We start from the raw sequence: 22,287 nt of genomic DNA on the forward strand, positions 1-22,287 counted from the left end.
TGGATACGTGTTGTTGGCCGTTGCGAGCCTGGCTGGCGAACACCTGGTTGGCGCTGGCCGGCAGGGCCGTGGGGGCCAGCGCCACCAGCAGCCCTGCCTTCCAGCGGGTCACGTCAACGCGTCCGGATTGGTCATCGCAAGATGCAGGTCGGCCAGCGTGATCACCGCACGCAGGACTTCCGCGTCCGGCAGCGTGCCGCCGGCTTCCTCGATCTGGATCAGCAGCGCGTGCATCTCCAATGAGTCTACATCCAGGTCTTCAACCAGGCGCTGCTGGGACCCGACTTCTTCCAGCGGCCGCCCAAGATGGGCGGCGGCCAGTCTGCGGATGTCCTGCAGGCTCAGGACGGTGCTCATTCCTCGGCTCCCTTCATTCCCTCCAGGCGCTCGCTCAGCTCCTTGATGAGCTGCACTGTTGGATCCGCGAGATCATTCCCCTTGGGGGTGAGAGCAGCGCGGTCGGCCACGCGAAGCGGCGTCTTCGATTCCCCGCTCTCATCTGAACTCAATACCGGCGGCGAGTCCCGGCCGCAATCCATGCTGACGGCGGAATAGCTCCGCTGCACGACCATGTTGTCCTCGGGTTCGACGTCGCCGAAGTCCACGAGCTCCTCGGGCCCGTCGCCCGCAACGCTCGAAAGCGCATCCCATTCCTCATCGAAGCTCTTGTATCGCTGTCCCGGTGTTACTTCACTCCGCAGCGGCTCCTCGTCCCTGAGACGTTCATGGGCTGCATACGGATCGATGCTGTCCTGCGGATCGCGGGGAACGCTGAAACTTACCGAGCGCTCCTTCTCGCCGCGGGGTGTCCGCGCATCAGCCACGATGTTCTGGCGGAGTACATCCTGGCGTTGCCCGTTGGCCGAGCCCGGAGAAGCGGGCGACGCCGCATGTGTGCGCACAGCCGTCTCAACGATCGGCGCCGACGGGATGCTCCTGGCCAGCAGGGCCAATGGCGTCAACCCGGCGGCAGGGGCGTTCAGCGGCCCGTGTCCCGCACGCGGAGGCAGGGTGGGCCGTGACTGCCTGGATGCGGAGTAGATTCGCTTGCCGAGCTCAGCCCCGGTTTCGCTGGCGTCGCTCTCGTTGCTGGCGATGCTTGCGAGGGAATCAGAACGGTTCAGCACGCCTCGCGCTGCAATGGGGCTGGAGGGCAAGCTGTCCAGGAACGACTGGAAAGTCCTGCGTTCACCAAGGACCGCCGATGCCGGCTGCGCCTGGACGGACGGGCGGGCCAGCCCCTGGCTGCTGAGGGGTATGGAGGACCCGGTGACGGTCTGCCGCTGCGAACGTTCAAGCAACGCCAGGTCACGCTTCTGGAAGAAGGCCTCCATTCCCTCCTGCAAAGGAGACTTGGCTCGCAACGTGGCGGGAGCAGACTTCTTGAGGCCCACGGTGCCTTCCTTCCCCGCTATTTCGCTCGGAACGAAGCGCGCCGCGCCCAACTCGTGGATCAGCTCCCTGACGCGCCCCGGCGACGATTGCACGGGCGGGAGCAGTGAGCCTTTCATGGTAGGTACAAACGGCGTACCGGCCTTCGCGCTGCGCCGGCCGACGTAGTCCTTCACGCCACTGGGATGAATCCAACGGACGGGGTTGACGCCGCGCGCTGGGTTCCACGGCTTGCCCTCCTCCATCCCGCGCACATTGGTCGGCTGGAACGGATCAGGGTCCAGTGGCCCCACGTCGATCCCCTGCGAATTCAAGAAGTGCTTGAACTCCTCGTAGTTGCCGGTCCCGGATGGCGCACGCTGGTTGTCCAAGCGGTTCATCATTCCCGCGCTGCAGGTGGCGATTCCGCTCGGTCCTCTGCCCTTCCAGGCGCTGTTCCGTGTTGCCCAACCGCTGACGTTGGTTCTGGTTGTTTTCGTTGTTCCGGTTGTTCTGGTTCAGCCTGTTGAGTGCCTCGTCATCAGGCGTCCTCGACGTGGAGGCCCGATTGATCGGACGCGAGGTGTTGTCCACCTCATCTTCCGGGGGAAGGTTGTTGTTGCGCGGACCACCGCTGCCATTGCCACGGCTGTTGACCTGACGCTGTTCTGAATGCTCGTTGTCGGTTCGACGTTCCTGCTGGTTCTGGCGGTTCTGCCGGTCAAGCTGGTTCTCGCGCCGCGTCAGGTCGGGAGTACCCGAGTTGCGCAGGGAGGACGAATCCACCTCGACCTGATCCAGGTCCCAGGTCGAGGTGGTGGCATCGCGCAGCTGATGCTCGGTACCGGTGCCCTGCTCCCGGGTAGAAGCCGGCGTCGCTCGCGTCAACCCAGAACCATTGGCCCACGCCTGAAGACTCCTGTTCTTCTCTAGGAAACGCTCCTTGAGGTCAGCGATCTCCTGCTTCTGCTGTGCGATCAGCTCGCGCTGCTCGGCAATCAGTTCATCCTGGATCAGGTTGCGCTCCTCCGACCGGCCCAGGGAGTAGGCATCCTTCCGCATTTCCTCAATAAGATTGCGGACGTCGGTCCACTGAAGCGGCGGCTTGTCCAGAAGTTTGAATAGCTTGGAGATGTCAAAATCGACCTTGTTGTCGATATTGACGGGAGCATTGTTGTGCAGGGACGCTGCACCGCTACAGGCGTGCGGCTGCAGCGCCTGCGGCGGGTTGGCCGGCGGGGGGGTGCGAGGCGGCTTGTCGGGCTTGTCGGGCTTGCCACCGGGCTGACTCTGCTCCACATACTCCGGCGCCTTGAGCAGGTGCAGTACGGCCTCTGCCAGCGCTTCGGGGCTTCCGTCTTCGAGCATGTTGCCGATAACCCTCTGCAGCGACAGTGCCTCGTCCACCTGCAGTACGTTGAGGATGTCGGGTGCCCCGTCTGCTCTGTCGAACTTCGCAAACGAATCAGGGAGCCGCTCGGCAACGCTGTCCCTCATTGCCGACGGCAGGATCGCTTCAGCAATGCCACGCATCACTTCCCCACCACCGACCTCCCGGACGCACCGGGTCATGACGCCCTTGGCCACCTCGATTTCGTCGAACAGCTTCTTGGACTTGGGGTCACCGTGAAAGGCGCCGTCAGGCACACCGTCACACTTGCCAATCCTGACGGCAACCTTGACGATAGCGCGATCCAGCTGATCCAGGCAGCGGCTCAAGCAGCGGCTCAAACGCTCATCACCGGCGGATTCACGCAACAGCAAAGCGACACTGGCGCGCTCCGCACCCAGTACCGTCATGTAGCACTGGAGTTTGCCGCCGAGCCGGATCGGGCTCTGCGGGCTGAACTGCCACATTGCCTTGTCCAGCGCCTTGGCATCCGACCTGGAAAGCCCGCTCCGCCCCGCCTCCATGACGTCGTATGCGACGCTTATTGCACTTGAATTGGCGGTGCGCTCATGCACGCCAGGGGTATATGCCAGGCGGCAGGGGATCGCGCTTTGGGCGACATTGCGGACGTCGTGAATGGACAGCTTTCCGAAGATGCCCTTGAGGTTCGGTCGGTTATTGATTTGCGGCGCGACGACTGGCGCGCCAGATTGAGATACTGAACGGGGCATTGCGTTTCTCCTGATAGTGCGCAGGCCAAACTTCTGCGCACGAAGCTCGTTTCGGCGCCGGGCATGCTGACGCCGCGCGGACCAGAAATCTCTACAACATTGTCGAAGTTGGACCAATCAGCGCTACCGACCCATCCAGCCGCGAAGCCGCCGGCACTGGAGAGCAGTGCCGGCAGGCTGATGGACATCTCGACCTGTCAGCGCGTAGACCGGTCAAGCGGCAACGTCGGTCAGGTGTTGTGTACGTAGGCGTTGTTGGCCTCGGACATCTTGTCGATGGAAGAGCTGAGGATCTTCACGATGTTGTCGAACTTCTGAGTCATCTCATTGAGCTTCTCACCCAGCACCTTGCTGACGTGCTTGATCTGCTCCATGTTGCTGTCTTTCGCAGAAATCCATGAGTTGTAGCGAGCGCTGTCCCACGTAATCCGGAAAGGCCAGTTCTCGTTCAAAGGATGGGCAGGCATATCGTTGATCAGCTGATCCACCGCAGAGAGGTCCATCATCACTTTGTAGCTTCCATCCGCAGCTCTGACCACCGTCAGACCAGGCAGGCCCATGGAGTCCTTGAACGCTTGCGCGGCAGCCTCATTCGAAAACGAGGCCAAGGCCACATCGGGGAGCCCGTACTTGGCCATCAGCGCTTTAAGTTCCTTGCGAACTACACTGAAATCCGTCGTCACATCCCCCTTGTCGCCGTTTGCGTCAAACTTGATTTTCTCCATGATGTCGGAGAATTCCTTATAGAACTCCAGGAACTTGGCCAAGGCATCCTGGTACTTGCTTAACCATTCGGTCTTCAGCACTTCCAGCAGCGCGCTGATCTGTGCGAAGAAGTCGGCATGCGAGTTCCAGATGAGACCGCTCATATCGAGGTCTGCCGGGTTCTTCATGGGCGACTGGAAGCCCGGAAGACCCGCAGCCTCCTCGTCTTCCAGCACGACCTTGGGCAGGAGGAACGAGAAGGCACGCAACATGTCGGCTTGGACACGTTGGGATGTACCCAATGCGTAGCGCAGCGCGGACGACAGCTCCGACTCCCTCTGCTTGTTGCGCTTCAGCTCCTCGAACGCAGCCTCGTCACTGAGAACCTCGGCGTGGGGCGGAGCCAGGGTACCCAGCCCGTCCGCCTTCAGCTCATGGGTCAGCGTGATCATGGTGGCCGCAGTGTTTCTCACGCTCCGCGTCAGATGTCCGAGTTGGAGCAGGCGGGAACGGGTTTCGGGATCCAGGACGGACGCTTCCGTGATGACGTTCTGGACCTGGACGTCGGTCTGCGCCGGCTGCACCTGGCGCATGGCCATAAGAGTGGCGGTGATACTGAAGGAATTAGGCATGACAGGTACTTCTCAAGCGCGTTGAATGATGTGTTCGTTGGTGCCGTTCTCCAGCGCCAACAGGCTGATGAAGAGCTGCGCCGTTGCGTCGCGCAGTGCCCGGTTGTTGGACACGTTCTCCTGGTGCGTCTTGGCGACGTTGGCGAGGATGTCGGCCTCCTGCTTCGCGATGTCGCCCACAACCGTGGTCGATTGCGACTGGATGTTCCCACCGGCCTGGATGGTGCCCGTCACCGCCGGGAGCATTGAATTCAGCAGCGTCGCCTGGCTGAGCGTCTTTTGGGACTTGGCCATCGCGGACCCGTGCCATGCCTGATCGGTACGATCGACCTCACTCAACCCTGTCTTCTTGGCAGACTGATTCATCACGGTCACGTTGGCTTCGGCATCGGGCTGCAAGTCGGCGGGGACGCGCTCATTGCCCTTTGCGGTCGGCAACGGGCTGTCGTCCAGGTTGCGGGCGGGACGCAGGTCGGCGCTGGGCGTCGCATGGTGCCTCGTCCCCCCGTGAGAACTCGACGCTACGGCTCCGCTCTTGTTGGCCTCGGCCAGGTTCCGCTTCGACGTGCCGGTCTGCATGGAGGTTGATTCATATGTCTTCTTCATCGATGCTGCACCGATCGCAAGCCCCCCCAGGCCGCCTGCGATAGCGGCGCCAAAGTTTTCAACGGCCGCCTGCTTCTGCATCTCACCGGCGTAGATGGCGGTCTGCAACCTCATGGTCGACATCTCCGCGCTGTTCTTCAGTTCGATCGCTTCGAACTGCAGCAGAATGTCGCGCAGTGCGATCAGCAGATTGACGAACTGACTGAACTTGAAGAAGGCCCCCATTTTCGGTGAATCCGCTGCAATGTCCGCGTCGATTCCTGTCGCCTCCATCGCACCGTCAACGGCGCCCGAACCATCTGTACGCGCTGCGGCCTGCATCTGGGTAGCAACGCCTTCCCCGCCGCGGATGGCGGCACCCTCTTCAGTCTGCATGGGATCCCGAAGCGCCGCCGGGCCGAGCAGCAGGAGCGGCAGCCTGTCGACGATGCCTGCCAGCGTCTGCTGGGCTTCTTCCATCTGCTTGGCAGGTGCAGGAATGTCAACGGCGGGGGCCGGGCCGGTGCGGCCTTCCCCGCCCTGGCCACCCGAGCGCTGCCGGTTAGCGGCCTCTTCGCTGAGCGCCTGCACGGTCCCCGGGTCCATGGCCAGGATGATGTCGGCCATGCCTGCTGCCGCAGTGCGTGGATCAGCGCCTTGCGCCGGGTTGGCGGCGCGCGTGAGGCGTGGCTGCGCATGGATGGAGGGCAATGTATCGACGGTCATTATCTTGGATCCTTGAATGTAAGTTGACGGTATCGTCTGGCAGGCTTATGCAGCCGCCGCGCCAATGCGGTGGGTGACGAACCTTGCGGTGGCGTGCTCGAGCGCCTGCACGTTGCTCATCTCTTCGAACAGCTGCTGCACCAGGTTCTTGGTCTGGATGAAGTACTCGAGGATCTTCTGGATCAGTTCACGGAAGATTTCGCTCGCGACCAGACCCGTCCCGAGCTTCGCGAGCAACTCCGCGGCACTTACGTACATGTCGGCGATGACGATACTGCCAACGCTCTGGCTGGTCTGGTTGGCAAACTGCAGCGTGTGCGAGGCCTTGATGGCATACCCGGCGCGCGAGGCCATGTTGTCCGCGTTTGCGCCGATGGCCTTGCTGGCGGTCTTGCTGATGGCGGTGGCGACGTCATCCACGGTCTGGCCGACCGATCGGGCAACGGCCTTCAGCATCTGGGGAAGCGCCTTGCTGATGGCCTCGGACACCGCGCGGGTCACGGCCTTGGCAAGCTGCTGCACAGCAGCAGTGCCGGCCACCTTTTTGGTCAGCACGACGGCTGCAATGATCATGGCGGCCACCGCGATCACGCCGAGCACATCCTTGATCTTGTTTGCGATGTCCGAGGAAACGCCCAGTGAGGTGAGCACATCACCGATCACGTTGCCAACGGCCTTCACCAGCTCCATCACCAGCTTCATGATGGGCTCCATGATCTTGCCCATCAGGTCAAAGCCGAGTTCGGTGCCAATGGCCAGGGCCAGACCCACGCCGGCCAGTACCATACTGGCGCCGCCGGTGAACGGCGCAGCTACCACGGCCACCACGGTGACGACCCAGCCGATGATCTTGCCGATGCAGCCCATCTTCTTCTGGGCCGCCTCGGCCTTGGCTAATTCTTCCTGGTATTCCTGCGAACGGCGCATGTTTTCGGCTTCGCGCAGCTTCAGCACTTCCTGGAGCAGCCTGGTTTCGGCCTCCAGCTTTGCGTCGTTGGCCTTTCCGATGATTTCCTGCAGCATTGCGAGCAGCTCGCCCAGCATGGCGGCGTTGGTGCGGGCCTTCTCGTCACCACGCGCGCTGACGCTGCCGTTGGGATCCAGCTTGTCTGCTTCGCTCTTGAACTGCTCCAGATCGGCCGCTGCCTTATCCAGCACGCCAACGGCTTCGGCCAGCGCCTGGGTGGCGGTACCCACCTTGGCCTGCTGCTCCACGACCTTGTCCTTGGCGGCTTCCAGCTGGGCGCGGATGGCGTCCTGCTCTTCGGCCGGGGCATCGGTCAGCGCCTGTTCCAGACGCGCCACTTCGGCTTCGACCTGCTTTAACGCTTCCAGTGCGGCGGCGAGTTCGCCTTCCGCAGTACCGACGTCGGCCATTGCCGATTCGACCAGGACCTGGGCCAGGCGGATCGCCTCGGACAGTTCCGCTGATGTGGCAGCGCGCTGAGCCAGGCGCTGCTTGACCAGCTCCAACTGCGAGGCAAGGCTGCGGCTGTTCTCGGTAGTGATCACTTCGCTCAGCTGCATCAGCAATTTGGCCAACGCCGCCTCCGGGGTCAATGGCGCCTGCGGCACGCCACTTGCTGCAGCGCGCATCACCCGCGCCATGTCGGCCAGGCGCAGCGTGGGCTTGTTCGGATCCTGCGCTTCGGTCCCGTCTGCCGCGGCGAGCTGCTCTTCCGCGGCTTTGGCCAACAGATCCTGCGCCTGTCGGCTGATGGCTTCAATCTGGACGATCGATGCTGCACCATAGGCGGCGGCGACGGCCGCGGCATTGGCGCGCCCGGCAGGCGTGGAGGTGAAGGCCAGCGGCGTCAGGCCAGGGGAAGCGGAGATGTTCATGCGTAATCTGTTTCCTCAGTGGTATCGGGAGGTGCGGTGCCATAGCTGGCCAGCGCCTGCAGGTAGACCTTGGCCCGCGCAAGCAGGGCCGGATCGGTGGAACGCTCCTGCACGGTTTCGAAGCAGCCCTTGGCCAGGGCGAGCTTGCCCATGGCCAGGTGGCACTGGCCGACATGCAGCATCGGCCGTTCGTCCTGCTTGAGCAGTGCGTAGGCCAGCGCGTACATGTCGATGGCCTTGGCGTAGTCCTTCTTCATCTGCAGCACCGCGGCCAGGCCGAGGGCGTAATCGCCGTTGTAGAAGTCGTACAGGTACAGGAAGCGGAAGAACGTTTCGGCTTCATCCAGACGGCCGTCGGTGTAGAAGCGGTGCGCATAGGCGTACACGCTTTCCAGCAGGTCATCGCTGACCCCTTTCAGGTCCTTGATCGCGGCGCCGGTCTGGGCACCTTCGAACAACAGCTGGGCCAGTTCATCGAGCTGGGCCTGGTCGGTGTCGGATCCAGCGGGGGCGTCGGAGGCATAAGTCATGGTGGTTTACCGGGTTGGTGCCCACGGCGCTGCAGGACAAGCACAGTGTGGCGAGGGGGCAGAGAACGGGCTTTCGGGTTTCCCTCATCCGGCAGGCGGACGAGGCGGGGTGTCGTCAAGCGGCGGCGTCGGATCCGGACTGGAATCGTCGACAGGATCGGAATCTGGTGGCGGCTGCGCGTGGTTGCGCTCGATATCCTTGAGCCACGCCAGGATCCGGCTGATGGGGGCGACCAGGTCACCCGGCACGAACTGGTAGCGGCGTGTCCTGAAGTAGACCGCGCGCGCCACCGGGATGTCGCGCACGACCGGAATGCCCCACTTCTCGGCCAGGGCAATGACCTTGCGCGCGCGGTTGCCGCGCTCGCGCACGGAAACGAACTGCAGGCCGGGGTAGTCGGGGTGGGTGAATATGCCCACGGCGATGTGGGTGGGATTGGCCAGGATCATCGAGGAGCCGGCGACGTCCGCCTGCACCTGGCCGGACAGTTCCTCGCCGATCTGGCGGCGGCGCTGTTTGATTTCCGGGTTGCCGTTGTGGTCCTTGTGCTCCTGCTTGACCTCATGCTTCTCCATGCGCATTTCGCGGATGTAGAGCCGGTACTCGACGAACGCCGCAGCCAGCGCGATCGGCGCCAGCACCGCCAGCAGCAGCGCGGTGCTGCGCCAGCCAACGCTGTGCCAGAGTGCGCCGGCGGCCTTGTCGGGCATCTGCACCTGGGCGAACAGCGCGGGCGCGAACAGTTTCCAGGCCAGCACCACGAACACCAGGCCGGCCAGCAGGTACAGCACTGCGGTAACCAGGCCCTTGATGGTCTTGAGCGAGAACAGGTTCTTGAAGCCGGAAATCGGGTTGACCCGGGCCAGGTCGATGCGTACCGCCTCGGCGGCGATGACGCCGCGGCTCTGCAGCAGCGAAATCAGCACCGCCGCGACGATGGCGGTCGCGCCGACCGGCACGGCGATCCACAGGAACGCGGTGGTCGCCTGCCACGCGGCCTCGGCCGGGGTGAGGCTGAAGCCCCGCTCGGCCATGCCGCGATAGAAGCCGTGCACCGCCCGGCTGGAGATCATCGTGGTGATGGCCACCAGCCCGGCGATCAGCACCGTCAAGCCGGCCAAGTCGCGGCTGACGAAGCTCTTGCCCTTCTTCGATTCCTTAAGCAGGCGGTGCGGGGTGGGCTTTTCGGTCTTCATTTCGGTACCGCCAGCAGCAGCTGCAGGGCATCGGTGCTGTCACGGATCAGCGGTACCTGCTGGGCCACGGTGGGCATGAGGTAGAGCAGCAGCGCGATGAAAGCGATGTAGGACTTGACCGCCAGTGAGATGGAGAACGGGTTCATCTGCTGGGCGAAACGCGAAAGCACGCCCAGCAGCACTTCCACCAGGAACAACAGCAGCAGCACGGGCAACGCCATGCGCACCGCGCCGGCCAGCAGGGTGCCGGCGAAATCCTGCACGCGGGCCAGGTCCAGCGCGAGCACGCCGCCCATCGGAATCAGCGCGTAGCTGTCCTGGATCACCTCCAGCAGCACCACCATGCCGTCGGTGGCCAGGAACACCACCACGCTCATCAACTGCAGCAGGTTGGAGGTTTCGGTGGCCTCCATGCCACTGACCGGGTCAAGCATGGCGCCGATGCCTGCACCACGCTGGTTGTCGATGATGGCGCCCATGCCGTGGAAGATGTGGAACGGCAGGGCCACCACCAGGCCGATGGCGGTACCGATCAGCACTTCGCGCAGCACCACGCCGGCAGTGGAAAGGATGTCCGGCGGTATGCTGGCCCCGGCCGTGGACGGCCAAAGGCCGATCAGGATCATCATCGCCACCACGGTCCGGGTCATCTTGGCCGGCATCACGCCCGGCGAGAGATAGGGAATCCAGACCAGGCAGGCGCCGATGCGGGCCATGCCCAGCAGCGCCGGCAGGCCGTGGTCGCGGGCCAGCGCGACCAGTTCGGCGTCGAGCGGGGAAAGCTGCACCGCCCTACCCGTTCAGCGCGGTGTGCAGCGCCAGCCGGGCGAAATCCAGCATGCGCGCCGACATCCAGGTCATCAGCACCAGCAGGCAGGCGATCACCGCCAGCAGCTTGGCACCGTAGGGAAGGGTCTGCTCCTGCAGCTGGGTGACGGTCTGGAACAGGCCGATGGCCAGGCCGACGATGGTAGCCACCGCCACCGGCGCGGCCGAGAGCAGCAGGATGAGCAGCAGGCTTTTGTTGCCCATGAACATGATCGCGTCCATGGCTACATCGGCACGTCGAGGTACTGGCGCACCAGACCCTGCGAGAGCAGGCTCCAGCCATCCATCGCCACGAACAGGATCAGCTTGATCGGCGCGGAGATGGTCACCGGGCTCATCATCATCATGCCCAGCGACAGCAGCACGCTGGAGACCACGAGGTCGATCACCACGAACGGCAAGTATAGATAGAAGCCGATGCGGAAGGCATCCTTCAGCTCGCTCAGGGCGTACGAAGGCATCAACGCGAACAGCGAGCGCTCATGCGGCTCCAGGTCGGGCACGGGCATGCCGTCTTCGGCATGCCGGGCGCGTTCGAAGAACTTCACCAGTTCCGGGTCCGAGTACGTGGCCAGGTAGACCTTGTAGCCGTCCAGGCTGCTGTCCAGGAACGTCACCACCGCCGCCACGGAGTTGAGCGGGGCTTCCAGCGCGAGGTAGGCGTCGTACATGTTCTGCACGATGGGCTGCATCACGTAGAAGGCGAGCATCAGCGCCAGCGCGTTCAGCACCATGTTGGAGGGCACCTGCTGCAGGCCCAGGCCGTTGCGCAGCAGCACGAACACCACGGAGAACTTCAGGTAGCAGGTGCCCGCTGCGATCAGGAACGGCAGCAGCGCGGCCATCGACATGACCGCGATCAGCGAGATGTCGTTGTTGACGAAATTCATGGCAGCGCGGGCGCCTGCGCCAGCTGTACGCCAAGCTGGTCGCCCACCTGCACCAGCTCGCCGCGGGCGATGAGCTGGCCGTTGACGCGCAGCTGCAGCTGCTTCCAGGCGTCAACCGGCAGGTTGAACACGGTACCGGGCTGGAGGCCGTCCAGTTCGCCGATGGAATGCTGCAGCTGGCACAGCACCACGTCCACGTTGACCGGCAGATGCTTGATGTCGATGCCCGGCGTGGTGGTGTTGGCTGTCGCTGCGGGAGCGGCGGTGGCGGGCGGGGCGATATCGGCGTTGCCGTCATCGTCGTCGAGGAAATCGAAGGGTGTGTTCACGGAGATGGTCTCTAGGGAGAAGTCGAAGGAGTACAGGCGGCGGGCGCCGGTGCGCGCCACGGGGTGCAGCTGCTCGAGCAGCAGCACTGCCCCCGGGGCCAGGCTGCGCAGGCGGTGCAGCGGCAGCCGCAGGCGGGCGATGCCAAGCGCCACCGGCACGTGCAGGCGACGGGTGGCGGGCGCCAACGCGGCCACGGCACTGCTGTCGGCGTGTTCAATCCAGGCCAGGCCTTGGGCGGTGGGCAGGCAGGGTTGCGCGCCCTCGCCCAGGGCGAGCGCCTTCACCGGCACCACCTCGCGCAGGCACACCTGCGCGGCTTGCAGGGGTTCGGCAGCGATGTCCAGCAGCGGCCGGTCCGGCAGCCAGCTGGACAGCGCGGTGTGGTCGACCAGTTCGGACCAGGCCAGGCCGGCCATGGCCGGCAGCATGGTCGGGCACCACTGGTCGGCCGCCACGGCCAGCCGCAGCGCGCCGCCGGGGCCGCTGACATCGAAGCGCAGCATGGCGCCGCGCGCCGGCAGCGGCTGCCACGCCGGGGTGATGCCCGCGCGCGCGCAGGCGGCCACGATGGCGGCCTGCGTTGCGGCGGCCGGGCTCAGGGCGGAAAAGGGCCAGCGGCGGGCGTTCATGCGTGGCCCTGGCCGCCGCGACGACGGCGTTCATCGGTGGCGTTGTCGCTGGTGTCCACGGCGATCTCCAGTTCGGCGCCCGGCGGTGCCAGCGCCGACGACAGCGCCTGCCCGACGCGTGCCGATGACGGCTGCATGTGCAGGCGCCCGCCCTCCAGGCGCGCGCTGACCGAGTGCCCCGACCCCCAGCTGTTGAACGACACGTTGAAGTGGCTGGCCGTGTCGGCGCGCTGGACCCTGGCGGTCTGCAGGGCTTCGGCCTGGCGCGCCGCGCGGACGTGCTGGCGGGTGCCGAGGTTGGCTTCGGCGCGGCGCGCGTCGGCCATCGACTGGCTGTCGGGTGCCGCGTCGCTGGAGGGCTGTTGCGGAACGGCAGCGGTGTTGGTGACGGAGACGGTCGAGCTGGCATCGGGCACTGCAGAAGGCTCGCTCCCCTCGACCGGGGCCGCCGCAGCAGCCAGCGCATCGGTCAGCGCATCGGTGGCGACGCCTGCAGCAGGCGCCGCCGTGGTGGCTGCGGGCGACGCAGGTGCGGATGGCGAACGCGGCGGTGTCGACGTGGAAGGCACGACGACGCCTGCGTTTGGCAGCACTGCGCCACTGTTCGCCGGGACGGTCTGCAGCGCCGGTGTTTGCCGTTGGGTGCCTGCAGATCCAGGTGACCGGATGTCAGCCGACGGCGTCGCACCGTGCTTGCCCGGCAGCACGGCGGGCGGCGGGTTGGCGACGGCCGGCGGGGGGCGGGATGCGTTGCCTGGCAGCACCGGTGTTGCCGCCCCCGCCTGCGGCGGCTTGCGCACCGTGCGCAGATCCGGGTGGCCGATGTGCTGGCCTTGCCTGCCCGGCGCTTCGCGGGGCGTCGGCACGGTGGCGGCATCCGGTCGCGGCAACGACAGCAGGGCCTGCTCCAGCGCAAGCGCCGGCGCCGGCGATGTACCCGCAGCCACCGCGTCCGGCGCCAGCATCACCTCATCCTCGCGCGGCGGTGCCTGTTCCTCAGCCACCTGCGCGGTGGGCCGCGGCTGCCTGGCCTGCACGCGCTCGCTCAGCGGAACCGGCTCGACGGGGCTGGCAGCGGCAACGGCAGGCGGCAGTTCTTGAATGCTCAACGACATGTGTATTCCTCTTGAATCTGGCGCTCCTGGCGGCGCAGGCGCGCCAGCCGGTGCTTCTGGTCGATATGCGCGCCAACCGCCTGCAGGCGGCGTGCGCGCGAATGGTGGCCGGCGGCGGCGTGGCGCAGCTGGTGCGCCTGCTCGCGTGCATCGCCGGCCTGTTCCTGCAGGTGGCCGGCGCGCAGCTCGCACTCCAGGACATGCGCCCGCGCCACCGCAACGCCGCGCAGGCGTTCGAACAGGCGTTGGCGGTCCAGGCCGTGCTCTTCACCCAGCTGCGCCTGCTGCAGGCGTTCGTCGGCGGCGCTGCGCAGCGTGTTCGCTTCCTGCTCGCGCCGCGCGGCCTGTTCAGCCTGCTCGCGCGCTTCGCGGCGCAGGCGATGCGCGCGATGGTCGAGCAGCGTGGCCAGCCGGTCCGGGTCAGCGGGCGAGCGCATCGAGTGCCTCCACGGCGGCATCCAGCGTCACCGGCTCGTGCAGCGCCTGCCGCAGGAAGGCCAGCACGTGGGGTTCGCGGGCCACGGCATCGTCCTGCTCGGGCTGCGCGCCGGGCCTGTATTCGCCGATGTCGCGCAGCAGCTGCAGGTCATCCAGCCGCCCCATCACCGCGCGCACGCGGGTGGCGGCGGCGGCCTGGCGCTCGCTGGCCAGCTGCGGGTACAGGCGGCTGGCACTGCGCAGCACGTCGATGGCCGGGAACTGGCCACGCTGGGCCAGGCGGGGGCTCAGGTACACATGCCCGTCCAGCAGCGATTTGACTTCCTCGCCCACCGGATCCGGGTCGGCGTCGTCCTCCAGCAGCACCGTGTAGAACGCGGTGATGCTGCCGGACCGTGCATTGCCGGGTCGCTCGACCAGCCGCGGCAGGGCTTCGAACACCGAGGCGGGAAAGCCCCGGCGTGCAGGGGGTTCTCCGGCCGACAACGCCACGTCGCGCAGCGCGCGGGCGTAGCGGGTGGCCGAATCCATCACCAGCAGCACGCGGCTGCCCTGGTCGCGGAAGTACTCGGCGATGCGGGTGGCGACCATGGCCGCGTTGACCCGGGTGGCCGGCGAGGAATCGGACGTGGCCTGCACGATGATCGTGCGGGCGGCGGCCGGGCCTTGGCGGATCGCGTCGACGAACGAGGCGACTTCGCGGCCGCGCTCGCCCACCAGCGCCACCACCCGGACATCGCAGTCGGCATTGGCCAGCAGCATTTCCACCAGCGTGGTCTTGCCGCAGCCTGCGGCCGCGAAGATGCCCATGCGCTGGCCTTCGCCCACGGTCAGCAGGGCGTCGAGCGCGCGGATGCCGGTGGCGAACGGCACCTGGATCGGGCGGCGCTGGCGGTAGTCCAGCGGCGCGGCCTGGACCGGGGCGGACACGCCGGCGTCATCCACCGCATCCCCGCCCAGCAGCCGCTCCACGACCTCGCCGAACCCGTCCAGCACGCAGCCGAGCAGGTGCGTGCCCAGCGCCACCTGCAGGGGCCGGCCGGTGGCGGCCACGACAACGTCGGCAGCCAGCCGCACCGGCGCACCGATCAACGCCAGCGTGGCCACGCCATGGTCGACACGGGTGACCACGCCATGGGTCAACACCCGGTCATCGCGCGCCGAGCGGCGCACGTGGCAGTGCTCGCCCACCGCGACGTCGGCCAGTGGTACGCGCAGCTCACCGGCGCGCATGGCCACGGGCGTCGCGCAGGGGCGCCAGCAGGGCGTGGCCGCTGTCACCGCAGCAGGGCCTGCAGTTCAATCACGCGGGCGTGGAAGCCCTCGATCGCCGCTGCCAGCAGGCTGGACTCATGCCGGCAATCGGGCTGCAGTGCACCGCCCACCAGGCAACCGTCTTCAAGCTGCCGCAGGGCCAGGCAGCCATTGGCGAAATGCGCGGCCGGCGACGAAAGCGCGGTGAGCAGTTCGTCGGCACGGTTGCTGAAGCGCTCGGCCGGCGAGGTATCCAGGCGTCCCCACAGGTACACCATGTCGTCCACCGGATCGAGCAGCAGTTCGCCCACGTCGGCAAAGCCCATGACCACGGACGAATGGGTGTCGAACTGGAACCGCGACGGGTCGCAGCCCAGTTCCTGGAGGGCGGAGTTGAGGGTATCCAGCAGGGAGGTCATAAGCTTCTCATCACATCAAGGGTGACCGTGTCGGAGATCTCGGCGAAGGAGAGCACCGAGGTCGAGGGGAGGCGGTTTTCAATGAAGCGTTTGACGAAGCGGCGGATGTCCGGCGCGACCATCAGCACCACGTCCGGGCGGTGCGCGCTCACTTCGCCCACGTGCAGCGCGAAGCGGTCCAGCAGGTCGCCGGCCTCGGCCGGTTCGAGGTTGAGGTAGGCCGCGCCCTGGCTCTGGCGGATGCCCGCACGGATCTGGTCTTCGACCGGGCTGGAGACCAGGATCGCGGGGATGCGCCCCTCGCGGGCGAAGCGCGCGGAGATGTAGCGCGACAGTGCGCCGCGCACGTGTTCCACCAGCAGGATCACGTCCTTTTCGCGTTGGCCCCACTGCGCCAGGGTTTCCAGCACCACCTTCATGTTGCGGATGGATACGTCTTCGCGCAGCAGGCGCTGCAGCACTTCAGCCACCCGCTGGATGGGCATGTGCCGGTAGGTTTCCTTGACCAGTTCGGGGAAGCGCTTTTCCAGCGCGTCCAGCACGTGCTTGGCCTCCTGGATGCCGAACAGCTCGCCGATGTTGCGCTGTACCGCGCCATGCACCAGACGGCGCAGTTCCTCGTAGTCGCTGGAGACATCGCAGCCCAGTGCGCGAACGTCTTCGTGCGCGTCGGCCGGCACCCAGCGCGCGGTAGTGCCGTCGTGCGGCACCACCAGGCCCATGTCGAGCGCTTCAAGCTCGTCCTGCCGCCCCCAGACCCGCACGTGCCCGCTGACCACATGTGAAGACGCGGCCGGAATCTCGTTGATCAGTACCTTCACCTCATGGTCCTGCGCCGGCGTATGGCTGCGCAGGACCAGCGGCGCCAGCTGCATGCCGGTGTTGACGAAGGCATCGTGGCGCAGTTGCTCCTCCCACTGCCCGGCCATGCCGGCGTCATGCAGCGCCGGCGGCATCAGCAGGATCAGCGGCAAGGTCTCGCTGGTGAGGCGGGCGTTGGCGGTGTCACCCTTGCCGGCCGGGGCGGCAGCACCGCCCTGCCCCGCACCTTGGGCGCCGCCGGCATCGGTGGTCTTCGCACGGCGCAGGCGCCAGACCAGCATCGCCGTCAGGCCGACGGCCAGGCCGGCGAACACCGGCAGCGGGAAGCCCGGCAGCATTCCCAGCAGCAGCACCAGCACCGCACCGGTGCCGAGCACCACGTTGCTGTTGAACAGCTCGCCCAGGATGTTGGCGCCCAGGTTGTTGCTCTCGCCGCTGACCCGGGTGACGATGAAACCGGCGCTGATGCAGATCAGCAATGCGGGGATCTGCGCGACCAGGCCGTCGCCGATGGTCAGCAAGGTGAAGGTGTTGAGCGCCTGCGAGAACGCCATGCCATGCTGCAGCATGCCCACGGCGATGCCGCCGAACAGGTTGACGAACACAATGACGATGCCGGCAATGGCATCGCCCTTCACGAACTTCATGGCGCCGTCGTAGGAACCGTACAGCTGGCTTTCGCGCTCTACATCACGGCGGCGGCGCTGCGCCTCTTCCGAGGTGATGGCCTCGGCGCGCAGGTCGGCATCGATGCTCATCTGCTTGCCGGGCATGCCGTCCAGCGAGAAGCGCGCGACCACTTCACCGATACGCTCGGAACCCTTGGTGATCACGATGAACTGGACCAGGGTGATGATGGCGAAGATCACCGCGCCCACCACCAGGTTGTCGCCCACCACGAAGTCGCCGAAGGCGCTGATGATATGGCCGGCATCGGCATCGAGCAGGATCAGCCGGCTGGTACTGACCGACAGCGCCAGCCGCATCAGCGTGGTGAACAGCAGTACCGAGGGGAACGTGGAGAAATTGAGGATGCGTTCGACGTAGAACGAGCTGAGGAAGATGACGATTGCCACGGCCATGTTCAGGCCGATCAGCAGGTCGACCAGGAAGGTCGGCAGCGGGATGATCAGCATGGCCACGATCACGGCCATCAGCACCACCAATGCCAGTTCCGGGCGCAGGATGCCGCGGGCGCGCTGGCCCCAGCCGCTCGTGGCGGTGTTGGCCGTGGTGCTCATACGCTCACCCCACCGGCGTGGCCGGCGTGCCAGCGTTCGCGTTTCATGCTTTCCACCACCACCACCTCCAGAGACTGCGCCGCGCGTTCGCGCGCCAGGTCATCGCTCCACACCGCATCGGGCAGGCCGCCCAGCGCGCGGCGCAGCGCCTGCACCAGCCGCGCACGTTCGGGCGCCGACAGCGCCACCCGCGCATCGGCCAGGGGGCCCGCGAACAGGCCGGCCCAGTCCTGCAGGCCGCGCACCACATCCAGCAGCCCACTGACCACCGCCTCGGCGGTGGTGGACAGTCGCGCCAGCAGCCGGTCGCGGGTGGCCTCCTGGACCAGCAGGTGGTCGGTGGAGCGCAGCACGGCCAGGTTGCGTACCTGGCGCAGCAGCCGGCCGAACTCCAGGTGCGAGGCACTGGGGTCGAGCGAGTACATGTCCGCGCCGATCGCCTGCTCCATGAAGTCCACCACCTGCGCGCGCCGCTCGAAACCGTACAGTGCGATCCAGCCGGCGTACTCGCCCACGCAGTCCTGGTGGTTGCCGATGAAGTCGCGATAGCTCTGGCGCAGCGCCCGGGCCGAAAACTGACTGCCGCGCGCAGCCAGCCGCGCCTTGATTGCCACGTTCAGGCCACCGCGCGTGGCCGCGCCATTGCCCTGCGCGGCCTCATCGGCGAGCAGCTGCTCCAGCGACTGCTGCAACAGCTCGCGCAGCTCCTCGAGTTCGTCATCGGCGATCAAGGAGCGCAGCACCGCCAGCATGTCGCTGGGATCGGGGAACAGCTGCCGGAGCAGCGCCAGCAGCTGCACCGGGCTGCGCATGCCATCCAGCAGCGCGCGCAGGTCCATGACCTTGCCGTGAACCTGGTCATCCAGCACGTGGTCGATCCACGCCTGCGATTCCACGCTGGCGCCGGTCTGGTGACCATCGCGGCGATTGCGCAGCGAGGCCACCAACGCGGCCAGGTCATCCTGCATGGACATGGCCGTGGCCAGCGAGCCCGGCTTGGACGGCTTGCCCAAGCCTGACAGCAGGTCCCTTGCCGTGTCGTCGCGGTCGCCCTGCGTACTCGCCTGGCGGGGTGTCACCGGCAGCGGCGCGGTGATGTGTCGATTAATGGCCGGCAGCGCCATGCACGTCCTCCGCAGCGTTGAGGTGCGGGTGCAGCGCGCGGATCTGGTCGCGCACGGCGTCGCCTACGCCGGGGCCGTACACCTCCGGCATGCGGTAGCCATCCACCGGGTCGCTGCCGGTAAGCAGACGCGGCTGGATCAGGAACACCCGCACCAGGCTTTCCGCCGAGCGGCTGTTGTGGCCGAACAGCTTGCCCACGCCGGGAATGCGGCGCAGGCCGGGAATGCCGCTGTAGCCGTCATCGGCCTGCATGCGGGCGTAGCCACCCACCAGCAGGCTGAGCTGCTGCGGCACGCGCGCCACGGTATCGATCACGGTGCGGTTCACCAGCGGCAGCGATGCCACCGCGTTGGTGGCGTCTGCCGCGCCATCTTCGATCTTCAGCTGCATTTCCACTTCGTTGCCGCTGGAAATACGCGGGCGCACGCTGATCAGGGTGCCGTAGGTCACCTGTTCCAGCGACACCGCACGGTCGCCCACCAGCTGGGCGTAGAAGGTCTGGTTGCTGTCGAAGTACGCCGGGATGTTTTCCTGGGTCAGCAGCACCGGGCGCGAGATGATGTGCGCGTCGCCCTTGCTGGCCATGGCCTGCACCGAGGCCAGGAAGCGACTGCCGTCCAGCGTGCTGACCGAGGGCGACTGGTTGATGCCGATCGCCAACCGGTTGCCGATGTTGATGCCACCGCTCCAGTTCACGCCCAGGCGGTCCAGCTCGGTCTTCTTGATGTCGATGATCCACAGCGACATCTCGATCTGCTTGCGGGGAATGTCCAACTCGCCGACCAGGCGCTTGATCTGTTCGATCTGCGCCAGCGTGCCGCGCACCACCAGGCTGTTGGTTTCGGCGTAGGCCATCACCACGGCGGGGCTCGGCCCGACCGGCACCTGGGGGGCCACCTGGGCCGCCGGCGGCGTGGGCGCAAGCGACGGCAGGAGCTCTTCGGTGATGGTGGCCGGATCGACCGGCAGCGACGGCTGCTTGACCACGGCACCGAAGTCACCCAGCTGCAGGACCCCGGACAGCACGTCGGCCAGGCCCGGCAGGGAGACCTCACTGGTGCGCAGGCCGTAGCGGCGCCCGTTGACGAAGCTGTGTTCGAGCTTGATCACCTCGACGTGGTGCGGGCTGGCATCGGCGCCTTCATACAGGTCATCCAGGTAGCGCGCCGCGTTCATCACGATGTCCACGTACACCGGCGGACCGGCCACGTAGAACGTGCCGTCGGCACCGCCGCCGCGCACCGGGTAGCGCGTGTCGGACAGCCGCGCCTTGCGCAGGAAGTCCGACAGCGTGGCGATCGAGGTATGCCGCAGCCGGCCGACGGCGTTCTTCTGTTCGTCGGCGTCATATACGTAGATCGACTGACCGTCGCTGTACCAGACCAGGCCCAGTTCCGCCGAGACCTTGGCCAGCACGTCCAACGGCCGCGCCAGGTCGAAACTGCCGCTGACCTTCTTTTTCTGCGCCTTGGGGCTGAGTACCACCGCCTGCCGCGCGCGCGCGCCGATGGCATTGAGCAGGTGGCTGGCGTTGTCGGCGCGGGAGACGAACCCGGTGGCGTGCGGCAGGTCGGCGCGATCCTGGATCGCGGTGCCTTCGAGCGGGGTCTGTGCGAGTGCAACAGTGGGTACGGTCAACAACAGCAGGTACAACGACAGGGAACGCATGGATCACTCGTTGGGCGTCGAGACGGCCCGGTAGACGGAAAGGGGCGAACAGCCGATCAACGATTTGACGTCGGTGCAGAAGTGCGACAGCGACGCGTAGCCGTGGTCGGCGGCGAGGTAGGTGAACGAACGCGCACGGCCGGGATAGGCCAGCAGCGCGCGCGCGGCGCGCTGGATGCGCAGCTCGCGCTTGAGTGGGCGGCCCAGCACCTGCCGGCACCGCCGGTGGAACTGCGCCGAAGACAGGCCATAGCGCTGGGCCAGCGCGGCCACGGTGTTTTCGCCGCCTTCGTCGAGCAGGAAACGCATCAGGCCGTAGCTTTCGCTGCGCGCCAGGTGCCGCAGCAGCTGGGCCGCCTGGCCGTCCTCGGGTTGCCCGGCACCGCGCGCCAGCTGGTCGATCAGCCACGCGGCCGCCACATCCGGATCTTCCAGCGCGGCCGTTACCACCCAGCACAGCGGCTGCGGCTCACCGGCCGGGCGCAGCACGTTGCTGGCATGGTCGAAATGGGCCAGCGCCCGCGCCATGCCACTACCGGCCAGCGTGAGGGTGTCAAGCCCGGTGTTGCGCGGCAGCGGCACACCGGCCAGCAGGAGGCGGTTACCGGGAGCGAGCTGGATGGCCTGCCCACCGACGGTGAGGTCGATAGGGCCCTGCCCTGCATTGACGATGACGTGCATCCGACCACTCCCGTTCAGGCATTTGCCGAGGCGGCACGCGGTCTGCGGCCCTGCTCGATGAGGGCTGCATGTTGGAGACGGCAGGGGGGCAAGGCTCTACAAGAAGTTAGAAAGCCAGCGCGAGTTGCGGTATTTGTATCGCCCCCACCCAGACGGTTGCGCGGATGCGCCACCAGGAATCGATCCCATGACACCCCTGCTTGGCATCCACCATGTCGCCCTGATCTGTGCCGATTACGACCGTTCGCGCGACTTCTACGTCCGCGTGCTCGGCTTGACGGTCAAGGCCGAGCACCACCGCGCCGCGCGCGATTCGTGGAAGCTCGACCTGGCCCTGCCCGACGGCGGCCAACTGGAGTTGTTCTCGTTCCCTTCGCCGCCGCCCCGGCCCAGCCGCCCGGAAGCGCAGGGCCTGCGCCACCTGGCGTTCCGGGTAGCCACCCTGGAGCCGATGATCGAACGCCTGGCGGCCGAAGGCGTGCCCTGCGAGCCGATCCGTGTCGACGAGTACACCGGCCAGCGCTTCACCTTCTTCGCCGACCCGGACGGGCTGCCGCTGGAGCTTTACGAAGTCAGCTGAATGCGTTGTAGCGGCCGCTGCGGGTCCGTTCCGTACCGGAGCGAATGGGTATACAGTCCAGCTGTCCCGGCCGCGCGCCGGCATTCACGTACATCCCTGGGAGGGGAAACATGCGCAAGACCTTCAAGACCCTGCTGCTGGCGCTGCCGTTGGTGATGGCTGCAATGTCCGCTTCGGCCGCCGACAGCGCGGCGGGCCGCTGGAAGACCATCGACGACAAGACCGGTCAGGTGAAGTCGATCGTGGAGATCACCCAGGCCGCTAATGGCACCCTCACCGGCAAGGTGGTGGAAGTACTGAAGTCGGACAAGGGCCCGAACCCGGTCTGCGACGACTGCAGCGGCGCCAACAAGGGCAAGCCGGTGAAGGGCATGACCATCCTGTGGAACCTGAAGCCGGACGGTGACCACAAGTGGGCCGGCGGAACCGTGCTGGACCCGGCCAACGGCAAGACCTACAAGTCCAAGGTGGAACTGCACCAGGGCGGCAAGAAGCTGGACATGTCCGGCTGCGTGGCCTTCATCTGCCGCGCCCAGACCTGGATCCGCGAGTAACCGC

22 protein-coding genes are annotated in these 22,287 nt (G+C 66.5%); 2 read left to right on the forward strand and 20 right to left on the reverse strand.

Features of this window, described 5'->3' with window-relative positions:
* Positions 1–108 precede the first annotated feature (108 nt).
* The 20 genes from QMX79_RS05695 to QMX79_RS05790 all read right to left on the reverse strand — a co-directional run bounded on the left by QMX79_RS05695 (position 109) and on the right by QMX79_RS05790 (position 21,149).
* Positions 109–357, reverse strand: a complete 249-nt coding sequence (locus QMX79_RS05695) for a phosphopantetheine-binding protein (RefSeq protein WP_282245256.1) — start codon at positions 355–357, stop codon at positions 109–111.
* Positions 354–1,763 (reverse strand): hypothetical protein, encoded by a 1,410-nt coding sequence (locus QMX79_RS05700; protein WP_282245257.1) that lies wholly within the window; start codon positions 1,761–1,763, stop codon positions 354–356. Before QMX79_RS05700 ends, QMX79_RS05695 begins: the two co-directional genes overlap by 4 nt.
* Entirely contained in the window at positions 1,666–3,492 is a 1,827-nt protein-coding gene (locus QMX79_RS05705; protein WP_282245258.1) for a hypothetical protein, read from the reverse strand. The genes QMX79_RS05700 and QMX79_RS05705 overlap by 98 nt, the downstream gene beginning before the upstream one ends.
* Positions 3,493–3,722: 230 nt before the next feature.
* Complete coding sequence (locus QMX79_RS05710; RefSeq protein ID WP_282245259.1) at positions 3,723–4,829, reverse strand: IpaD/SipD/SspD family type III secretion system needle tip protein; 1,107 nt, start codon at positions 4,827–4,829, stop codon at positions 3,723–3,725.
* Positions 4,830–4,841: 12 nt separating this feature from the next.
* Positions 4,842–6,140: a hypothetical protein gene (locus QMX79_RS05715; RefSeq protein ID WP_282245260.1), complete on the reverse strand. Its 1,299-nt coding sequence runs from the start codon at positions 6,138–6,140 to the stop codon at positions 4,842–4,844.
* A 45-nt stretch (positions 6,141–6,185) separates the two neighbouring features.
* Positions 6,186–7,982: a type III secretion system translocon subunit SctE gene (gene sctE / locus QMX79_RS05720; RefSeq protein ID WP_282245261.1), complete on the reverse strand. Its 1,797-nt coding sequence runs from the start codon at positions 7,980–7,982 to the stop codon at positions 6,186–6,188.
* On the reverse strand, positions 7,979–8,512 hold the full coding sequence (locus QMX79_RS05725; RefSeq protein WP_282245263.1) for a SycD/LcrH family type III secretion system chaperone: 534 nt from the start codon (positions 8,510–8,512) through the stop codon (positions 7,979–7,981). The genes sctE and QMX79_RS05725 overlap by 4 nt, the downstream gene beginning before the upstream one ends.
* A gap of 84 nt (positions 8,513–8,596) precedes the next feature.
* Positions 8,597–9,709 (reverse strand): EscU/YscU/HrcU family type III secretion system export apparatus switch protein, encoded by a 1,113-nt coding sequence (locus QMX79_RS05730; RefSeq protein WP_282245265.1) that lies wholly within the window; start codon positions 9,707–9,709, stop codon positions 8,597–8,599.
* Positions 9,706–10,497 (reverse strand): type III secretion system export apparatus subunit SctT, encoded by a 792-nt coding sequence (sctT, locus tag QMX79_RS05735; RefSeq protein ID WP_282245267.1) that lies wholly within the window; start codon positions 10,495–10,497, stop codon positions 9,706–9,708. Before sctT ends, QMX79_RS05730 begins: the two co-directional genes overlap by 4 nt.
* 4 nt (positions 10,498–10,501) lie before the next feature.
* Positions 10,502–10,759 (reverse strand): type III secretion system export apparatus subunit SctS, encoded by a 258-nt coding sequence (gene sctS, locus QMX79_RS05740; RefSeq protein ID WP_068853566.1) that lies wholly within the window; start codon positions 10,757–10,759, stop codon positions 10,502–10,504.
* A gap of 2 nt (positions 10,760–10,761) precedes the next feature.
* Complete coding sequence (locus QMX79_RS05745; protein ID WP_282245271.1) at positions 10,762–11,427, reverse strand: EscR/YscR/HrcR family type III secretion system export apparatus protein; 666 nt, start codon at positions 11,425–11,427, stop codon at positions 10,762–10,764.
* Positions 11,424–12,386, reverse strand: coding sequence for a type III secretion system cytoplasmic ring protein SctQ (gene sctQ / locus QMX79_RS05750; RefSeq protein WP_282245273.1), 963 nt, complete (start codon positions 12,384–12,386; stop codon positions 11,424–11,426). The genes QMX79_RS05745 and sctQ overlap by 4 nt, the downstream gene beginning before the upstream one ends.
* The gene (locus QMX79_RS05755) at positions 12,383–13,501 is read right to left on the reverse strand and encodes a hypothetical protein (protein ID WP_282245275.1); all 1,119 of its coding nucleotides are present in this window, start codon (positions 13,499–13,501) and stop codon (positions 12,383–12,385) included. Before QMX79_RS05755 ends, sctQ begins: the two co-directional genes overlap by 4 nt.
* Positions 13,492–13,938 carry a hypothetical protein gene (locus QMX79_RS05760; RefSeq protein WP_282245277.1) on the reverse strand — a complete coding sequence of 149 codons (447 nt, stop codon included), beginning with the start codon at positions 13,936–13,938 and terminating at the stop codon, positions 13,492–13,494. The genes QMX79_RS05755 and QMX79_RS05760 overlap by 10 nt, the downstream gene beginning before the upstream one ends.
* Positions 13,922–15,172: a FliI/YscN family ATPase gene (locus tag QMX79_RS05765; RefSeq protein ID WP_282245333.1), complete on the reverse strand. Its 1,251-nt coding sequence runs from the start codon at positions 15,170–15,172 to the stop codon at positions 13,922–13,924. The genes QMX79_RS05760 and QMX79_RS05765 overlap by 17 nt, the downstream gene beginning before the upstream one ends.
* 44 nt (positions 15,173–15,216) lie before the next feature.
* The gene (locus tag QMX79_RS05770) at positions 15,217–15,612 is read right to left on the reverse strand and encodes a hypothetical protein (protein WP_282245279.1); all 396 of its coding nucleotides are present in this window, start codon (positions 15,610–15,612) and stop codon (positions 15,217–15,219) included.
* Positions 15,609–17,675: an EscV/YscV/HrcV family type III secretion system export apparatus protein gene (locus tag QMX79_RS05775; protein ID WP_282245281.1), complete on the reverse strand. Its 2,067-nt coding sequence runs from the start codon at positions 17,673–17,675 to the stop codon at positions 15,609–15,611. Before QMX79_RS05775 ends, QMX79_RS05770 begins: the two co-directional genes overlap by 4 nt.
* On the reverse strand, positions 17,672–18,799 hold the full coding sequence (sctW, locus tag QMX79_RS05780; RefSeq protein WP_282245282.1) for a type III secretion system gatekeeper subunit SctW: 1,128 nt from the start codon (positions 18,797–18,799) through the stop codon (positions 17,672–17,674). The genes QMX79_RS05775 and sctW overlap by 4 nt, the downstream gene beginning before the upstream one ends.
* Positions 18,780–20,468 (reverse strand): type III secretion system outer membrane ring subunit SctC, encoded by a 1,689-nt coding sequence (gene sctC / locus QMX79_RS05785; protein WP_282245284.1) that lies wholly within the window; start codon positions 20,466–20,468, stop codon positions 18,780–18,782. Before sctC ends, sctW begins: the two co-directional genes overlap by 20 nt.
* A gap of 3 nt (positions 20,469–20,471) precedes the next feature.
* Positions 20,472–21,149 (reverse strand): helix-turn-helix domain-containing protein, encoded by a 678-nt coding sequence (locus QMX79_RS05790; protein WP_282245285.1) that lies wholly within the window; start codon positions 21,147–21,149, stop codon positions 20,472–20,474.
* Between the two features lie 187 nt (positions 21,150–21,336).
* Between QMX79_RS05790 and QMX79_RS05795 the strand changes: the two genes are divergently transcribed.
* Together QMX79_RS05795 and QMX79_RS05800 are read left to right on the forward strand one after the other, a co-directional pair.
* Positions 21,337–21,729, forward strand: a complete 393-nt coding sequence (locus QMX79_RS05795) for a VOC family protein (RefSeq protein WP_282245287.1) — start codon at positions 21,337–21,339, stop codon at positions 21,727–21,729.
* 110 nt (positions 21,730–21,839) lie between these two features.
* Positions 21,840–22,283, forward strand: a complete 444-nt coding sequence (locus QMX79_RS05800) for a DUF2147 domain-containing protein (protein WP_282245289.1) — start codon at positions 21,840–21,842, stop codon at positions 22,281–22,283.
* Positions 22,284–22,287 lie beyond the last annotated feature (4 nt).

This window comes from Stenotrophomonas sp. PS02300, assembly GCF_029959395.1.
Taxonomy (GTDB): Bacteria; Pseudomonadota; Gammaproteobacteria; order Xanthomonadales; family Xanthomonadaceae; genus Stenotrophomonas; species Stenotrophomonas maltophilia_AD.